This is a genomic window from Streptomyces sp. FIT100 (assembly GCF_024584805.1).
Taxonomy (GTDB): Bacteria; Actinomycetota; Actinomycetes; order Streptomycetales; family Streptomycetaceae; genus Streptomyces.
On record NZ_CP075715.1, the window covers coordinates 7,200,533 to 7,216,021 of the forward strand.

General features: G+C 72.0%; 12 protein-coding genes and 1 riboswitch. Of the genes, 11 read left to right on the plus strand and 1 reads right to left on the minus strand.

Features of this window, described 5'->3' with window-relative positions:
- Positions 1 to 151: 151 nt before the first annotated feature.
- From hpnE to KK483_RS32185, 9 genes are all read left to right on the plus strand, one after another.
- Positions 152 to 1,591 carry a hydroxysqualene dehydroxylase HpnE gene (gene hpnE, locus KK483_RS32145; RefSeq protein ID WP_262008719.1) on the plus strand — a complete coding sequence of 480 codons (1,440 nt, stop codon included), beginning with the start codon at positions 152 to 154 and terminating at the stop codon, positions 1,589 to 1,591.
- Entirely contained in the window at positions 1,588 to 2,718 is a 1,131-nt protein-coding gene (locus tag KK483_RS32150) for a polyprenyl synthetase family protein (protein ID WP_262008720.1), read from the plus strand. Before hpnE ends, KK483_RS32150 begins: the two co-directional genes overlap by 4 nt.
- A gap of 167 nt (positions 2,719 to 2,885) precedes the next feature.
- Positions 2,886 to 4,895 carry a squalene--hopene cyclase gene (gene shc / locus KK483_RS32155; protein WP_262008721.1) on the plus strand — a complete coding sequence of 670 codons (2,010 nt, stop codon included), beginning with the start codon at positions 2,886 to 2,888 and terminating at the stop codon, positions 4,893 to 4,895.
- Positions 4,895 to 5,551, plus strand: a complete 657-nt coding sequence (locus KK483_RS32160; RefSeq protein WP_262008722.1) for a 1-hydroxy-2-methyl-2-butenyl 4-diphosphate reductase — start codon at positions 4,895 to 4,897, stop codon at positions 5,549 to 5,551. The genes shc and KK483_RS32160 overlap by 1 nt, the downstream gene beginning before the upstream one ends.
- A 5-nt stretch (positions 5,552 to 5,556) precedes the next feature.
- Complete coding sequence (gene hpnH / locus KK483_RS32165; protein WP_262008723.1) at positions 5,557 to 6,579, plus strand: adenosyl-hopene transferase HpnH; 1,023 nt, start codon at positions 5,557 to 5,559, stop codon at positions 6,577 to 6,579.
- A 14-nt stretch (positions 6,580 to 6,593) separates the two neighbouring features.
- Entirely contained in the window at positions 6,594 to 8,486 is a 1,893-nt protein-coding gene (dxs, locus tag KK483_RS32170) for a 1-deoxy-D-xylulose-5-phosphate synthase (protein ID WP_262008724.1), read from the plus strand.
- Positions 8,483 to 9,868, plus strand: coding sequence for an aspartate aminotransferase family protein (locus tag KK483_RS32175; protein ID WP_262008725.1), 1,386 nt, complete (start codon positions 8,483 to 8,485; stop codon positions 9,866 to 9,868). Before dxs ends, KK483_RS32175 begins: the two co-directional genes overlap by 4 nt.
- A gap of 109 nt (positions 9,869 to 9,977) precedes the next feature.
- On the plus strand, positions 9,978 to 10,547 hold the full coding sequence (locus KK483_RS32180) for a helix-turn-helix domain-containing protein (protein ID WP_262008726.1): 570 nt from the start codon (positions 9,978 to 9,980) through the stop codon (positions 10,545 to 10,547).
- A 10-nt stretch (positions 10,548 to 10,557) separates the two neighbouring features.
- Positions 10,558 to 10,689, plus strand: coding sequence for a DUF6126 family protein (locus tag KK483_RS32185; RefSeq protein WP_399015560.1), 132 nt, complete (start codon positions 10,558 to 10,560; stop codon positions 10,687 to 10,689).
- Between the two features lie 88 nt (positions 10,690 to 10,777).
- On the opposite strand, the gene KK483_RS32190 is transcribed toward KK483_RS32185, so the two are convergent.
- Positions 10,778 to 11,605, minus strand: coding sequence for a tyrosine-protein phosphatase (locus tag KK483_RS32190; RefSeq protein ID WP_262008728.1), 828 nt, complete (start codon positions 11,603 to 11,605; stop codon positions 10,778 to 10,780).
- Positions 11,606 to 11,784: 179 nt separating this feature from the next.
- Here KK483_RS32190 and KK483_RS32195 point away from each other — a divergent pair, with 179 nt between their 5' ends.
- Positions 11,785 to 13,932 (plus strand): alpha-galactosidase, encoded by a 2,148-nt coding sequence (locus KK483_RS32195; RefSeq protein WP_262008729.1) that lies wholly within the window; start codon positions 11,785 to 11,787, stop codon positions 13,930 to 13,932.
- A 291-nt stretch (positions 13,933 to 14,223) separates the two neighbouring features.
- Positions 14,224 to 14,378, plus strand: a riboswitch (cyclic di-AMP (ydaO/yuaA leader).
- A gap of 4 nt (positions 14,379 to 14,382) precedes the next feature.
- A complete protein-coding gene (locus KK483_RS32200; RefSeq protein ID WP_262008730.1) occupies positions 14,383 to 15,399 on the plus strand; it encodes a LysM peptidoglycan-binding domain-containing M23 family metallopeptidase in 1,017 nt (338 codons plus the stop codon).
- The last annotated feature ends 90 nt before the right edge of the window (positions 15,400 to 15,489 follow it).

The following is a 15,489-nucleotide window of genomic DNA, read 5'->3' on the forward strand; positions in this document are numbered from 1 at the left end:
GCGGTGCCGCCCCCTTCCCCTTCGGCGCGGCCTGGCCGGTTCGCGCCGGCGCCGCGAGGGCGAACGCCTGTGCTGTGCCTCGCACCGGAGGCGCAACCCTCCGCGACGGTGGCGCGTCCCTGTGGGCGACGGTGGCCCGAGGGGAGGGCTCATGACGCGTGACGGCACGACGTCGCGGCAGCACGCCGTGGTCGTCGGCGGAGGGCTCGCCGGGGTCACCACCGCGCTCCGGCTCGCCGACGCCGGGGTGCGGGTCACCCTCGTCGAGAACCGGCCCCGCCTCGGCGGGCTCGCGTTCTCCTTCCGGCGCGGCGAGCTCACCGTCGACAACGGGCAGCACGTGTATCTGCGCTGCTGCACCGCCTACCGCTGGTTCCTCGACCGCGTCGACGGCGCCCACCTGGCACCGGTCCAGCCTCGCCTCGACGTGCCCGTCATCGACGCCGCCCACCCCGGCGGGCCCCGGCTCGGCAGGCTGCGGCGCGCCGGGCTGCCCGTACCCCTCCACCTCGCGGCGAGCCTCGCCACGTACCCGCACCTGTCGTTCGCCGAGCGCGCGGCTGTCGGGCGGGCCGCGCTCGCGCTCAAGCGGCTCGACCCCGCCGACCCCGCCCTCGACGGCGTCGACTTCGCGTCCTGGCTCGGCCGCCACGGGCAGACACGGCGCGCCGTCGAAGCCCTCTGGGACCTCGTCGGGGTCGCCACCCTCAACGCCACCGCGCCCCACGCCTCCCTGGGCCTGGCCGCCATGGTGTTCAAGACCGGACTGCTCTCCGAGCCCGGCGCGGCCGACATCGGCTGGGCCCGGGTGCCGCTCGGCGACCTGCACGACACGCTCGCCCGCAAGGCCCTCGACTCCGCCGGGGTCCGCACCGAGCTGCGCGCCCGTGTCAGCGCCGTCGCCCGCACCCCCGACGGCCGCTGGAACGTCACGGCAGGCGCCGAGCGGCTCGACGCGGACGCCGTCGTCCTCGCCGTGCCGCAGCGCGAGACCCACGCCCTGCTGCCCGACGGTGCGCTCGACGACCCCGACCGGCTCCTCGACATCGGCACCGCGCCGATCCTCAACATCCACGTGGTCTACGACCGCCAGGTGCTGCACCGGCCCTTCTTCGCCGCGCTCGGCACGCCCGTGCAGTGGGTCTTCGACCGCACCCACGCCTCCGGCCTGTTGAGCGGCGGGCCCGAGGGGCCCTCCGGCAAGGGCGGTGGTGGGCGACGGGTCGCAGGGCAGTACCTGGCCCTGTCCCAGTCGGCCGCCGAAGACGAGATCGACACGCCCGTCGCCGTCCTGCGCGAGCGCTACCTCCCCGAGCTGGAACGCCTGCTGCCCGCGGCACGCCACGCGGAGGTACGGGACTTCTTCGTCACCCGGGAGCGCACCGCGACGTTCGCCCCCACCCCCGGCGTCGGCAGGCTCAGGCCCGCCGCCCGCACCCGTGCCCCCGGCCTGTACCTGGCCGGATCGTGGACCGCCACCGGCTGGCCCGCGACCATGGAGGGCGCGGTGCGCAGCGGCTTCAGCGCCGCCGCCGCCGCGCTCACCGCCCTCGGCCGCCCCCATGAACATCCGCTCCAGGAGGCGGCATGAGTCGTACTACGTCCGGAACCAGAGGAGAGAACGTGCCGACTGCCCCCTCGGCGAACCCGGCTGTCGACACCGCGGACGTCACCGCGCTGCTCGAACGCGGGCGGACCCTGTCCACCCCGGTGCTGCGCGCCGCCGTGGACCGTCTCGCGCCGCCCATGGACACGGTCGCCGCCTACCACTTCGGCTGGATCGACGCCCAGGGCCGTCCCGCGGACGGTGACGGCGGCAAGGCCGTGCGCCCGGCGCTGGCGCTGCTCTCCGCCGAGGCCGCCGGCGCCGCCCCCGAGGTCGGTATCCCCGGCGCCGTCGCCGTCGAGCTGGTGCACAACTTCTCGCTGCTCCACGACGACCTGATGGACGGTGACGAGCAGCGCCGCCACCGCGACACCGTCTGGAAGGTGCACGGCCCCGCCCAGGCCATCCTCGTCGGCGACGCGCTCTTCGCGCTGGCCAACGAGATCCTGCTGGAGCTGGGCACGGTCGAGGCCGGGCGGGCGACACGCCGGCTCACCACCGCGACCCGCAAGCTGATCGACGGCCAGGCGCAGGACATCTCCTTCGAGCACCGCGAGCGGGTCACCGTCGAGGAGTGCCTGGAGATGGAGGGCAACAAGACGGGCGCGCTGCTCGCCTGCGCCGTCTCCATCGGCGCAGTCCTCGGCGGCGCCGACGACCGCACCGCCGACACCCTGGAGGCGTACGGCTACCACCTCGGCCTCGCCTTCCAGGCCGTGGACGACCTGCTCGGCATCTGGGGCGACCCCGAGGCGACCGGCAAGCAGACGTGGAGCGATCTGCGCCAGCGCAAGAAGTCCCTGCCGGTCGTCGCCGCGCTCGCCGCCGGCGGCCCCGCGTCGGAGCGGCTCGGCGAACTGCTCGCCGCCGACGCCAAGGCGGACCCCGATGAGCGGCCTCCGGCCGCGGGGGACGTCGACAGCTTCTCCGAGGCCGAGTTCGCCACCAGGGCCGCCCTCATCGAGGAGGCGGGCGGCCGTGAGTGGACCTCCCAGGAGGCCCGCAGACAGCACGCGATCGCGGTCGAGGCGCTCGACCGGGTCGACATGCCCGAGCAGGTGCGCGCGCAGCTCGTCGCGCTCGCCGACTTCGTCGTCGTACGCAAGCGGTGAGCACCGGAGTCGGCCGCGCGACGGAGATGATCACGATCAATCGCATATGAGTGCTTTCTGGGGGATAGCCCCCCAGACCCCCAGGCAGTCGCCGGCCGGTGCCACTCCCGGCACCGGCCGACGGCAGACCCGCAGCAGCAGAGATCCGACTGCACGAAGGGGAAGCCATGACAGCGACGACCGACGGAAGCACCGGGGCTCCGGGACCCCGCGCAGCCGCGGCCAGCGAACCGACCGACACACCTCCGGACACACCTCCCGACACACCTCCCCCGGGAGGTGACGTCTCTTCGGCCGCCGCACGGGCGGCACAGCGCTCCGTCGAGTACCTGCTCTCCCGGCAGGACCCGCAGGGCTGGTGGAAGGGCGACCTCGAGACCAACGTCACCATGGACGCCGAGGACCTGCTGCTCCGTCAGTTCCTCGGCGTCCTGGACGAGAAGACCAGCCACGCCGCCGCCCTCTTCATCCGCGGCGAGCAGCGCGACGACGGCACCTGGGCCACGTTCTACGGCGGACCCGGCGAACTCTCCACCACCGTCGAGGCATACGTCGCGCTGCGGCTCGCCGGCGACCGGCCCGACGATCCGCACATGTCACGCGCCGCCGACTGGATCCGGGCTCAGGGCGGAATCGCCGCGAGCCGGGTCTTCACCCGTATCTGGCTCGCGCTCTTCGGCTGGTGGAAGTGGGAGGACCTGCCCGAGCTGCCGCCCGAGCTGATCTATCTGCCGTCCTGGTTCCCGCTCAACATCTACGACTTCGGCTGCTGGGCCCGGCAGACCATCGTGCCGCTCACGATCGTCTCCGCGAAGCGCCCGGTCCGCCCCGCGCCCTTCGCGCTCGACGAGCTCCACACCGACGCACGCAACCCCAGTCCGCAGGGGCCCCTCGCCCCGGCGCGGAGCTGGGACGGCGTCTTCCAGCGGCTCGACCGGATGCTGCACCGCTACCGCAAGGTCGCCCCGCGCCCGCTGCGCCGTGCCGCCATGAACAGTGCGGCGCGCTGGATCGTCGAGCGGCAGGAGAACGACGGCTGCTGGGGCGGGATCCAGCCGCCCGCCGTCTACTCGGTCATCGCCCTGCACCTGCTCGGCTACGACCTCCAGCACCCCGTGATGCGCGCCGGCCTGGAATCGCTCGACCGCTTCACCGTCTGGCGCGACGACGGCGCCCGGATGATCGAGGCGTGCCAGTCGCCCGTCTGGGACACCTGCCTGGCCACGATCGCGCTCGCCGACGCCGGGCTCCCCGCCGACCACCCGGCGCTCGTCAGGGCCGCCGACTGGATGCTCGGCGAGGAGGTCGTCAAGCGGGGCGACTGGGCGGTGCGCAAGCCCGGACTTCCCCCGGGCGGCTGGGCGTTCGAGTTCCACAACGACAACTACCCCGACATCGACGACACCGCCGAGGTCATCCTCGCGCTGCGCCGGGTCGACCACCCGGATCCGGCGGCCGTCGAGGCCGCGATCGCCCGCGCGGGCAACTGGACGCTCGGGATGCAGTCGAAGAACGGCGCCTGGGGCGCGTTCGACGCCGACAACACCAGCGCGTTCCCCAACCGGCTGCCGTTCTGCGACTTCGGCGAGGTCATCGACCCGCCGTCGGCCGACGTCACCGCACACGTCGTCGAGATGCTCGCCCACGAGGGCCGCGCCCACCACCCCCGTACCCGCAGGGGCATCGAGTGGCTGCTCGCCGAACAGGAGCCGAACGGCGCCTGGTTCGGACGCTGGGGCGTCAACTACGTCTACGGCACGGGCTCGGTGGTCCCGGCGCTGACCGCCGCCGGGCTGCCGACCGTGCACCCCGCCATCCGCCGCGCCGTCCGCTGGCTCGAATCCGTCCAGAACGACGACGGCGGCTGGGGCGAGGACCTGCGCTCCTACCGCGACCCGGCCACCATGGGGCAGGGGGCGTCCACCGCGTCCCAGACCGCGTGGGCGCTGCTGGCCCTGCTCGCGGCGGGGGAGCGGGAGGGCAAGGCGGTCGAGCGGGGCGTCGCCTTCCTCGCCGAGACCCAGCGCGAGGACGGCTCCTGGGACGAGCCGCACTTCACGGGCACCGGCTTCCCCTGGGACTTCTCCATCAACTACCACCTGTACCGGCAGGTCTTCCCGCTGACCGCGCTCGGCCGGTACGTCAACGGAGAGCCCTTCTCCGGCAAGGGGGGCTGATGGACGCGACCCCGGCGGCCCCGGGCACCGCGCCGCTGCTGATCGCCTGCGCGCTCGGCATCGAGCACCTCGCCCTGCGCGGCGCCGGGCGCGGCAGCGGCGGCGCACTGGGCCCCGTGACCGTACTGCGTACGGGCATGGGCCCGAAGCACGCCCAGCGCGCCGTCGCCGAGGCCCTCGGCGACGGGCGGAACCGGGACGCGGCGGTCATCGCCTCCGGCTTCTGCGCCGGACTCGCCCCGGGCATGCACCCGGGCGACCTCGTCGTGGCCGACGAGACCCGCGGCCCCTGGGGCACCACCCGCTGCACCGGCACCGAGGTGCTCGTGGCGGCGCTGGTCCGCGCCCTGCCCGGCCGCACGGTCCACACCGGCCCGCTGACCGGCTCCGCCCATGTCGTACGCGGCCAGGAGCGGTCGGAGCTGGCCGCCACCGGGGCGATCGCGGTGGACATGGAGTCGGCCGCGACGCTCCACGCCGCCCAGGGCGCCGGCCCCCGCCCGGTTGCGGCCGTCCGGGTGGTCGTGGACGCTCCGGAGCATGAACTGGTCCGCATCGGCACGGTGCGCGGTGGAATATCGGCTTTCCGCGTTCTGCGCGCCGTCCTTCCTGCTTTTCATGAATGGCACCGTTCTTTGCTGCTCCCCAGGAGGTGAGCTAGATGGCCATGCCGCTCCGTCAGACCATCAGGGTCGGGACGTACCTCTTTGAACAGAAGCTCCGCAGGCGTGAGAAGTTTCCGCTGATCGTGGAGCTGGAGCCGTTGTTCGCGTGCAATCTGAAGTGCGAGGGCTGCGGAAAGATCCAGCACCCGGCGGGAATCCTCAAGCAGCGCATGCCCGTCGCTCAGGCGGTCGGGGCCGTTCTGGAATCCGGGGCCCCGATGGTCTCCATCGCGGGCGGCGAGCCGTTGATGCACCCGCAGATCCACGAGATCGTCAACCAGCTGGTGGCGAAGAAGAAGTACGTCTTCCTCTGCACCAACGCGCTGCTGATGCGCAAGAAGATGGAGCAGTTCACCCCGTCGCCGTTCTTCGCCTTCGCCGTCCACATCGACGGGCTGCGCGAGCGCCACGACGAGTCGGTCGCCAAGGAAGGCGTGTTCGACGAGGCGGTGGAGGCGATCAAGGAGGCCAAGAAGCGCGGCTTCCGGGTCACCACCAATTCCACCTTCTTCAACACCGACACCCCGCAGACGGTCATCGAGGTGCTGAACTACCTCAACGACGACCTCAAGGTCGACGAGATGATGATCTCGCCCGCCTACGCCTACGAGAAGGCGCCCGACCAGGAGCACTTCCTCGGTGTCGAGCAGACCCGCGAGCTCTTCAGGAAGGCGTTCGCGGACGGCAACCGGCGGCGCTGGCGGCTGAACCACTCACCGCTCTTCCTGGACTTCCTGGAGGGGAAGGTCGACTTCCCGTGCACCGCGTGGGCGATCCCGAACTACTCGCTCTTCGGCTGGCAGCGCCCCTGCTATCTGATGAGCGACGGATACGTGCCCACGTACAAGGAGCTCGTGGAGGAGACCGACTGGGACAAGTACGGCCGCGGAAAGGACCCGCGCTGCGCCAACTGCATGGCGCACTGCGGCTATGAACCGACCGCCGTACTCGCCACCATGGGCTCACTCAAGGAATCGCTGCGTGCCGCCAGGGACACGGTGTCCGGAAACCGCGACTGAGAGGGGGCCCGAGCGTGACGATTCTGGAGAACATCCGGGGGCCGCGCGACCTCAGGGCGCTGAGGGAAGCGGAGCTCGACGAACTCGCCGAGGACATCAGGGAGTTCCTGATCCAGGCCGTGGCCAGGACCGGCGGCCATCTGGGACCGAATCTCGGCGTGGTGGAGCTGACCATCGCACTCCACCGCGTCTTCGACTCGCCCGTGGACCGCATCCTGTGGGACACCGGACACCAGAGCTACGTGCACAAACTGCTCACCGGCCGGCAGGACTTCTCCAAGCTGCGCGGGAAGGGCGGCCTGTCCGGCTATCCGTCCCGCGAGGAGTCCGAGCACGACGTCATCGAGAACTCGCACGCGTCCACCGTGCTCGGCTGGGCGGACGGGCTCGCCAAGGCGCACCAGGTACTCGGCAGCCCCGGCCACGTCGTCGCCGTCACCGGCGACGGCGCGCTCACCGGCGGCATGGCCTGGGAGGCGCTGAACAACATCGCCGCCGCCAAGGACCGCCCGCTGATCATCGTGGTCAACGACAACGAGCGCTCCTACGCCCCGACGATCGGCGGCCTCGCCAACCACCTGGCCACGCTCCGCATCACCGACGAGTACGAGCGGGTGCTGGCCTGGGGCAAGGACGTCCTCCAGCACACCCCCGTCGTCGGAAAGCCGCTCTACGAGTCGCTGCACGGAGCGAAGAAGGGCTTCAAGGACGCCTTCGCCCCGCAGGGCATGTTCGAGGACCTGGGACTGAAGTACGTCGGCCCCATCGACGGCCACGACATCGCCGCCGTCGAGTCCGCGCTGCGCCGCGCGAAACGCTTCCACGGACCGGTGCTGGTGCACTGCCTGACCGAGAAGGGACGCGGTTATCCGCCCGCGCTGGAGGACGAGGCCGACCGCTTCCACACCGTCGGCGTGATGGACCCGCGGACCTGCGAGCCGCTCGCGCCCTCCCACGGGCCGTCCTGGACCTCGGTCTTCGGCGACGAGATCGCCGCGATCGGCGCCGAGCGGCCGGACGTCGTGGCGATCACCGCGGCCATGCTCCACCCGGTGGGGCTGACGAGGTTCGCCGAGCGCTTCCCCGACCGGATCTGGGACGTCGGGATCGCCGAGCAGCACGCGGTGGTGTCCGCGGCCGGCCTCGCCACCGGCGGACTGCACCCGGTGGTCGCCGTCTACGCGACCTTCCTCAACCGGGCCTTCGACCAGCTCCTGATGGATGTCGCCCTGCACCGCTGCGGGGTCACCTTCGTCCTCGACCGGGCCGGTGTCACCGGTGTCGACGGCCCCTCCCACAACGGCATGTGGGACCTGTCCGTCCTCCAGGTCGTCCCGGGGCTCAGGATCGCCGCCCCGCGCGACGCGGACCAGCTCAGGGCCCAGCTGCGCGAGGCCGTCGAGGTGTCCGACGCGCCGACCGTGCTGCGGTTCCCCAAGGAGGCGCTCGGGGAGCCGCTGCCCGCCCTCGGCCGGGTGGGCGGGATGGACGTCCTGCACCGCTGCGACGACCCCGAGGTGCTGATCGTCTCGGTCGGCGCGCTCGGCACCGTCTGTCTGCAGGCCGCCGATCTCCTGGAGGCCCGCGGAGTGCGCTGCACCGTCGTCGACCCGCGCTGGGTCAAGCCCGTCGACGAGCAGCTCGCCCCGCTCGCCGCCCGGCACCGGCTCGTCGCCGTCGTCGAGGACAACAGCCGGGCGGGCGGCGTCGGCTCGGCGGTCGGCCAGGCGCTGCGGGATGCCGATGTGGACGTACCGCTGCGGACCTTCGGCATCCCCGAGCAGTTCCTCGCGCACGCGAAGCGCGGCGAGGTGCTGGCGGACATCGGACTGACACCGGTGGAGATCGCGGGGCGGATCAGCGCCGCCCTCGCCCGCCGCGAGGCATTCGAGGAGGGCGGTCGATGAGCAAGGAGTTCGACCTCGGACGGCTGCTCGCGGAGCGCGGCGGCGAGCGGTACGAACTGCACGCGCGCCACCTCAACCACCAGCTGCCCCGGATGCTCCGCACCATCGGCTTCGACAAGGTGTACGAGCGGGCCGAGGGCGCGTACTTCTGGGACGCGGACGGCAACGACTACCTCGACATGCTCGCCGGCTTCGGCGTCATGGGCCTCGGCCGGCACCACCCCGTCGTCCGCAAGGCCCTGCACGACGTCATCGACGCCTCGCTCGCCGACCTCACCCGCTTCGACTGCGCGCCGCTGCCCGGGCTGCTCGCCGAGAAGCTGCTGGCCCACAGTCCGCACCTGGACCGGGTCTTCTTCGGCAACAGCGGTACGGAGGCGGTCGAGACGGCGCTCAAGTTCGCCCGGTACGCGACAGGGAAGCCCCGGATCGTCTACTGCACGCACGCCTTCCACGGGCTGACCACCGGTTCCCTCTCGGTCAACGGCGAGTCCGGCTTCCGTGACGGCTTCGCCCCGCTGCTGCCGGACACCGCCATCGAGCTCGGCGATCTGGCGGCCCTGGAGCGGGAGCTGAAACGCGGCGACGTCGCGGGCTTCGTCGTCGAGCCCGTCCAGGGCAAGGGTGTCCACGAGCCGCCGCCCGGATTTCTTCTCGCGGCGCAGGAGCTGCTCCACCGGCACAAGGCGCTGCTCATCGCCGACGAGGTCCAGACGGGTCTCGGCAGGACCGGCGCCTTCTACGCGTACCAGCACGCGGAAGGTGTCGAACCCGACCTCGTGTGCGTCGCGAAGACCCTCTCCGGCGGCTATGTGCCGGTCGGCGCCACCCTCGGCAAGGACTGGGTCTTCAAGAAGGTCTACTCCTCGATGGACCGGGTGCTGGTGCACTCGGCGAGCTTCGGCTCCAACGCCCAGGCGATGGCCGCCGGGCTCGCCGTGCTGGCCGTCCTGGAGGACGAGGACGTCATCGCCAACGCGCGGGCGACCGGGGAGCTGCTGAGGACGCGGCTTGCGGCGCTCGTCGACCGCTACGAGCTGCTGCGGGAGGTCCGTGGGCGCGGGCTGATGATCGGCATCGAGTTCGGCAGGCCGTCGTCGCTGAAACTGCGCAGCCGCTGGACCATGCTCCAGGCCGCCCGCAAGGGGTTGTTCGCGCAGATGGTGGTCGTCCCGCTGCTCCAGCGGCACCGCATCCTCACCCAGGTGTCCGGCGACCATCTGGAAGTGATCAAGCTGATTCCGCCGCTGATCATCGGCGAGGCGGAGGTCGACCGCTTCGTCGAGGCGTTCACCGCGGTGATGGACGACGCCCACGGCGGCAGCGGGCTGATGTGGGACTTCGGCAGGACCCTGGTCAAGCAGGCGGTCGGCAACCGCTAGGCGGTCGGCAACCGCTGGGCGGTCGGCCGACGCGGCAGCGGATCCCCCTGCCCTTTGCCTCTGGGGCAAGAAATTTGCCCCAGAGGAAATCCGCTGGCGCAATAGGGGCATGGACGAGCTGCCCGACATGGCACCCCGGCTGCGCGAGCTGCGCCGCCACCGCGGCCTCACCCTGGAAACCGCCGCCCGGCGCGCGGGCCTCTCGCCCGCCCATCTCTCCCGGCTCGAAACGGGCCACCGGCAGCCGTCCCTGCCCATGCTGCTCGCCCTGGCCCGCATCTACGGTACGACGGTCGCGGAGCTCCTCGGCGAGGCGCCGGCGGAGCGCGACGCGATCACCCGCGGCGGGCGGATGGGCCCGGCGGAGGCGGACGGCTGGACGTACCGCCCGGCGGGTGGCCGCGGCCGGGCCATGCAGGCCCTGCGGGTGCGGGTGGCGCCCGGGACCCAGGGGGACCTGGTGCGCGTCCATCCCGGCGAGGAGTGGCTGTACGTGCTCGAAGGCCGGTTGCGCCTCGGGCTCGGCGACAGCGTGTACGAGCTCGACCCCGGCGACAGCGCCCACTTCGACTCGCTCACCCCGCACCGCATCGCCGCCCTCACCCAGGACGGGGCCGAGCTGCTCTTCGTCCACACCCTGTTGCAGAGCCCCGACCCGCACGCGCATCCGCATGCCTGAGGAGAACACCATGCCGAAAATCCCGTCGAGCCAGGAGCAGAAGTTTCCGGTCGGGCTGATCGTCAGGCTCTTCGCGTATCTGGTGGCGGGCCACCTGTTCGCGGCGTTCCTCTATCTGCTGTTCCTGGTCGGGGGCCGCTGACGGGCCGGCCGGCTCGGACCGGGCCGCGGCGGAGCGGGCCGCTTCGGACGGGGCCGGCTCAGACCGAGCCGCTTCGGACGGGGTCGGCTCAGACCGAGCCGTCCAGCAGCCGCTCGCGCAGCCGCTCACGCGTCCCGGGCGAGACGCCGAGTCCGTCGGAGAGGTAGCGCTCCGTGCCGCCCCAGGTCTGCTCGATGGTCTCGAACGCCGCTTCCAGGTACTCGGCGCGGGCGTCGAAGAGCGGGCTGAGGAGCTCCATGACCTCAGGCGAGTAGCCGGAGGGCGCGTTGTCGCTGCGGCGCACCTTGTAGCGGCGGTGCGGGTCGTTCGACTTCAGGTAGTCGGCCTCGATGGCGTCCCGCTCGACGCCCACGGCGAGCAGCGAGACGGCGATCGACAGACCCGCGCGGTCCTTGCCCGCCGCACAGTGCATGAGCGCCGGGACGCTGTCCTCCGCGAGCGCGTGCAGCACCCGGCTGTGCTCGGCGGTGCGGTCCTTGATGATCATCCGGTACGAGGCGGTCATCCGGGCGGCCGCCTTGCCGTCCGCGAGGATCGACCGCAGCTGCTCGAGGTCACCGTCGCGGACCATCCGCCAGAACTCGGTGCCGTCGGCCGGGTCGCTGAGCGGGATGTTCACGTTCCGTACGCCGGGGAGCTCGACGTCGGGGCCTTCCAGCCGGTGGTCGGCGGCGTTGCGGAAGTCGAAGATCGTGTGCAGCCCGAGCGAGGTGAGGAAGGCGGCGTCGTCGCCGGTGGCATGCGCGAGGTGTCCGCTGCGGAAGAGCCGTCCGTGCCGCACCCGCCGCCCGTCCACGGTCGGCAGTCCGCCCACGTCCCGGAAGTTGCGTACGCCGGCCAGTGCGGGTTCGGCCGACGGGAGCTGGGCATCGCCTGCGGGCAGCTGCTGCGTCACGGGGGCTCCTGACGTGTCTGCGGCCGGCGCTGATCGCCGACGAAGACGCGATCCGACCATACGGCATCGATTCCTCAGGCAATCATCTCGGCCCGGGCGTCAAGAGCGTTGCCTGCACCGCCGGATGTGCTTGATGATGTGTGAACCTGTGTGAACCTGTGTGGATCTGAGGGGTCGGGATGATCGAGACGGTTGGCCATGGTCGTATCTGGGTGCTGTCCGGGCGGCAGAGCAGCTATGCGCTGCACGTGACCGATCGCGACGAGCTGCTCCACCTCCACTGGGGGCCGCGGATCGGGCCCGCCGACGCCGAGGCGCTCGCCGCCGAACCCCTCCCCGGCTGGTCCTTCGAGTCCCCGCTCGACGGGCACGAGGAGTACCCGGTCGAGGGCGGCCCCCGCTTCGTACGCCCCGCGCTCTCCGTGCGCACGGCAGCGGTCCGCGGCACCGAGTGGTCCTTCGAGGGCGCCCTCGTAAACGTAAACGTGAACGAGGGCGAGGACGCGTCCGCGGACGCGCACGCGGACGAGCTGCGGCTGCGCTTCGGCGACCCCCTCCACGGGCTCGCGCTGACCCTGCACTACCGGATGCGCGACGACTCCGACGTCATCGAGCGCTGGGCCACGGTGGCGCACACGGGAGACGGTCCCGCGCTGGAGCTGCTGCGCGCCGACGCCGCCGTATGGACCCTGCCGTGGCGCGAGCGGCGGCGGCTCTCGCAGCTGCACGGCCGCTGGGCGGCCGAGTCCCGGCTCGTGCGGTCGGAGCTGACGTACGGCGAGAAGGTGATCGGCTCGCGCCGCGGCCACACCGGGCACGAGCACCTCCCCTGGGTCGCCGTGGACGACGGCACGGCCACCGAGGAGTCGGGCGAGGTGTACGGCTGCGCCCTCGGCTGGTCGGGATCATGGCGGATCGCCGTCCGGCAGCTGCCCGACGGACAGGTCCAGATCGGCGGCGGCGCCGGATACGACGACTCCGGGCTGCTGCTCCTCGCGCCGGGCGAGTCGTACACCACCCCCGTCTTCGCCGGGCTGTGGACCGACGGGGGCTTCGGTGCGGCGAGCCGCGGCTGGCACGCGTGGCAGCTCGCCCATGTGATCCCGGACGCCGGGAGCTCCCGGCCGGTCCTCTACAACTCCTGGGAGGCCACCGGCTTCGACGTCTCGGAAGGGCAGCAGCGCGCCCTGGCGCAGCGGGCCGCCGGGATGGGGGTCGAGCTCTTCGTCGTGGACGACGCCTGGTTCGGCGGACGCACCAGCGACCGGGCCGGACTCGGCGACTGGACGCCGAACCCGGACCGCTTCCCGCAGGGGCTGAAGCCGCTCGCCGACGAGGTGCACGCGCTCGGGATGCAGTTCGGCATCTGGGTCGAGCCGGAGATGGTCAACGCCGACAGCGATCTCTACCGTGCCCACCCGGACTGGGTCCAGCACCACCCCGGTCGGGCGAGGACGGAGTTCCGCAACCAGCTGGTGCTGAACCTCGCCCGCGAGGATGTGCAGCAGTACCTCTGGGAGCAGCTCGACGCCCTGCTGTCCTCCGCCCCGATCGACTATGTGAAGTGGGACTTCAACCGCTCCTTCACGGATGCCGGCTGGCCGGGGGAGCGCTACCCGCAGAAGCTGTGGGTCGAGCACGTCCACGCCCTGTACGCCCTGCTGGACCGGCTGCGGGCGGCGCACCCGGGGGTGGCCTTCGAGTCCTGCTCGGGCGGCGGCGGCCGGGTCGATCTGGGGATCCTGTCCCGTACCGACCAGGTGTGGACCTCTGACAACACCGATCCGCTCGACCGGCTCGCCATCCAGCACGGCTTCGGGCAGCTGCATCCGGCCAGGGTGATGGCCGCCTGGGTGACCGACTGCCCGAATGCCCAGCTCAACACGAGGGTCACCTCGCTGCGCTTCCGCTTCGTGAGCGCGATGGCCGGGGTGCTCGGGGTCGGCGGCGACCTCATGCGCTGGAGCGAGGACGAGCTGACCGAGGCCCGCGGCTGGGTGGATCTCTACAAGAAGATCAGGCCGGTCGTGCAGCACGGCGAGCTTCACCGGCTGCTGCCGCCGGAGAGCGGCCTCAGTGCGGTGCAGTACCTGCGCGGAGACGAGGTCGTCGCACTCGCCTGGCTCCGGACGAGGCACTACGGGGAGCGGTCGCAGGCCCTGAGGCTGCGCGGGCTCGACCCGGCGGCGGCGTACGAGTGCCTCGACTCGGGGGAGGTGCACCGGGGCGCGGTGCTGATGCATCACGGAATGGACACGGGGCTGCGTGCTGATCTCGACGCGGTGGTGGTGCGCCTGCGCCGGTCGCGGGAGAATGCGGGGGTCTGACCCTTCTGTCCGTAATTGAGGGACTTCGCATAACACGCCCCGATTAAACGGGAGATGAGACCCGGTGCGTGAGCGGAATCATATTCGGGTGGGTCCCTCGCTGTGCGACATCGTCAAATTCCTTTGTCGACTGGGAAGTCGGGGATGCCCGGTCCGTGCGGGGTGACCGGGAAATCCCCGTTGAGACGTCCTGGGTGAATGCCAGGTGAATGAGATGGCTTGTACCCGTCGATTTGCTCGCCTACGGTCGCGGCAATCCGGACGGAACGCCTAATCCTGCCGCCGTCCGGAATATCGCACCCACCCACGTGTGGCAGGAGCGGGGGACCCAGGTAAGAACGCCGGCCCGGAGTCCCGGACGGCTAGGGGTGAAGTCGCGCAGCCGCGCGGCCGGGCAGCTCCAGCCCGAACCCGACAGCTCACCTCGCAGGCGCCGGAGAGGAATTCGCCATGCCCGCAAAGGGTAAGCACCGCCGTCCGAGGACCAGCCCGTTCACGCGCGGATTCGTCGCCGCGGGGACAGGTGGCGCCGCCATCGCACTCCCGTTCATCGGCGCCGCGGGTGCGCACGCCGCGGGGAAGGCCGCGCCCGCGGCCGCCCCTGAGCACGTCGCCGCCGTCAGTGCCGTCACCGCCCAGAAGGCCGCCGGCGTCCCGCACGCGGTCAAGGCGGGCAAGGCCGCCAAGACCTACACGGTCGTCGCCGGCGACCACCTGTCGAAGATCGCCGCCGAGCAGGACATCACCGGCGGCTGGCAGAAGCTGTACGCCGACAACCGCGCGGCCGTAGGCGGGAACCCCTCACTCATCCACCCCGGCCTCGAGCTCGCGATCGGCGCCAAGGCCAAGGCGGCGGCACCGGCCCCGGCGAAGGCCGAGGCCCCGGCCGAGGCGGCCCCGAAGGCCGCCGAGAAGGCCGCTCCCAAGGCCGCCGAGAAGGCCGCGCCGAAGAGCGAGGCCCCGGCGAAGGTCCGGGCCGAGGCTCCCGCCAAGGCCGAGAGCGCGGCTGCTCCCGCCGAGGCTCCGGCCGCCGCCCAGGCCGCCACCGTGCCGGGCAGCCGCCTCGGCTACACCGCCCCCGTCGCCGCGGGCGTCAGCACCGCCTACCGGACCGCCGGCGCCATGTGGTCCAGCGGCTACCACACGGGTGTCGACTTCGCCGCCGCCACCGGTACCTCCATCAAGTCCGTCGGCCCCGGCACCGTCGTCTCGGCCGGCTGGGCCGGCGCCTACGGCAACCAGGTCGTCATCCAGCACGAGGACGGCACCTACTCGCAGTACGCCCATCTCTCCTCCCTCTCCATCGGGGCGGGCGAGAGCGTGACCGGCGGCCAGCAGATCGGCCTCTCCGGCTCGACCGGCAACTCCAGCGGTCCGCACCTGCACTTCGAGATCCGCACCACGCCGAACTACGGCTCGGACATCGACCCGGTGGCCTACCTCCGCTCGCACGGCGTCACGCTCTGATCGGGCACGCTCCGGTCTGACGTCCGGTCCGGTCTGACGTCCGGCCCGTTCCGGCCCGTTCCGGCACGATCCGGTCCGATCGCGGGCGGT

Bases quoted from the DNA above. Each gene is read 5' to 3' on its own strand.
- KK483_RS32195 (WP_262008729.1), top strand. From the start codon at position 11,785: ATGATCGAGACGGTTGGCCATGGTCGTATCTGGGTGCTGTCCGGGCGG.
- KK483_RS32200 (WP_262008730.1), top strand. From the start codon at position 14,383: ATGCCCGCAAAGGGTAAGCACCGCCGTCCGAGGACCAGCCCGTTCACG.
- shc (WP_262008721.1), top strand. From the start codon at position 2,886: ATGACAGCGACGACCGACGGAAGCACCGGGGCTCCGGGACCCCGCGCA.
- hpnE (WP_262008719.1), top strand. From the start codon at position 152: ATGACGCGTGACGGCACGACGTCGCGGCAGCACGCCGTGGTCGTCGGC.
- KK483_RS32180 (WP_262008726.1), top strand. From the start codon at position 9,978: ATGGACGAGCTGCCCGACATGGCACCCCGGCTGCGCGAGCTGCGCCGC.
- KK483_RS32160 (WP_262008722.1), top strand. From the start codon at position 4,895: ATGGACGCGACCCCGGCGGCCCCGGGCACCGCGCCGCTGCTGATCGCC.
- KK483_RS32175 (WP_262008725.1), top strand. From the start codon at position 8,483: ATGAGCAAGGAGTTCGACCTCGGACGGCTGCTCGCGGAGCGCGGCGGC.
- hpnH (WP_262008723.1), top strand. From the start codon at position 5,557: ATGGCCATGCCGCTCCGTCAGACCATCAGGGTCGGGACGTACCTCTTT.
- KK483_RS32150 (WP_262008720.1), top strand. From the start codon at position 1,588: ATGAGTCGTACTACGTCCGGAACCAGAGGAGAGAACGTGCCGACTGCC.
- KK483_RS32185 (WP_399015560.1), top strand. From the start codon at position 10,558: ATGCCGAAAATCCCGTCGAGCCAGGAGCAGAAGTTTCCGGTCGGGCTG.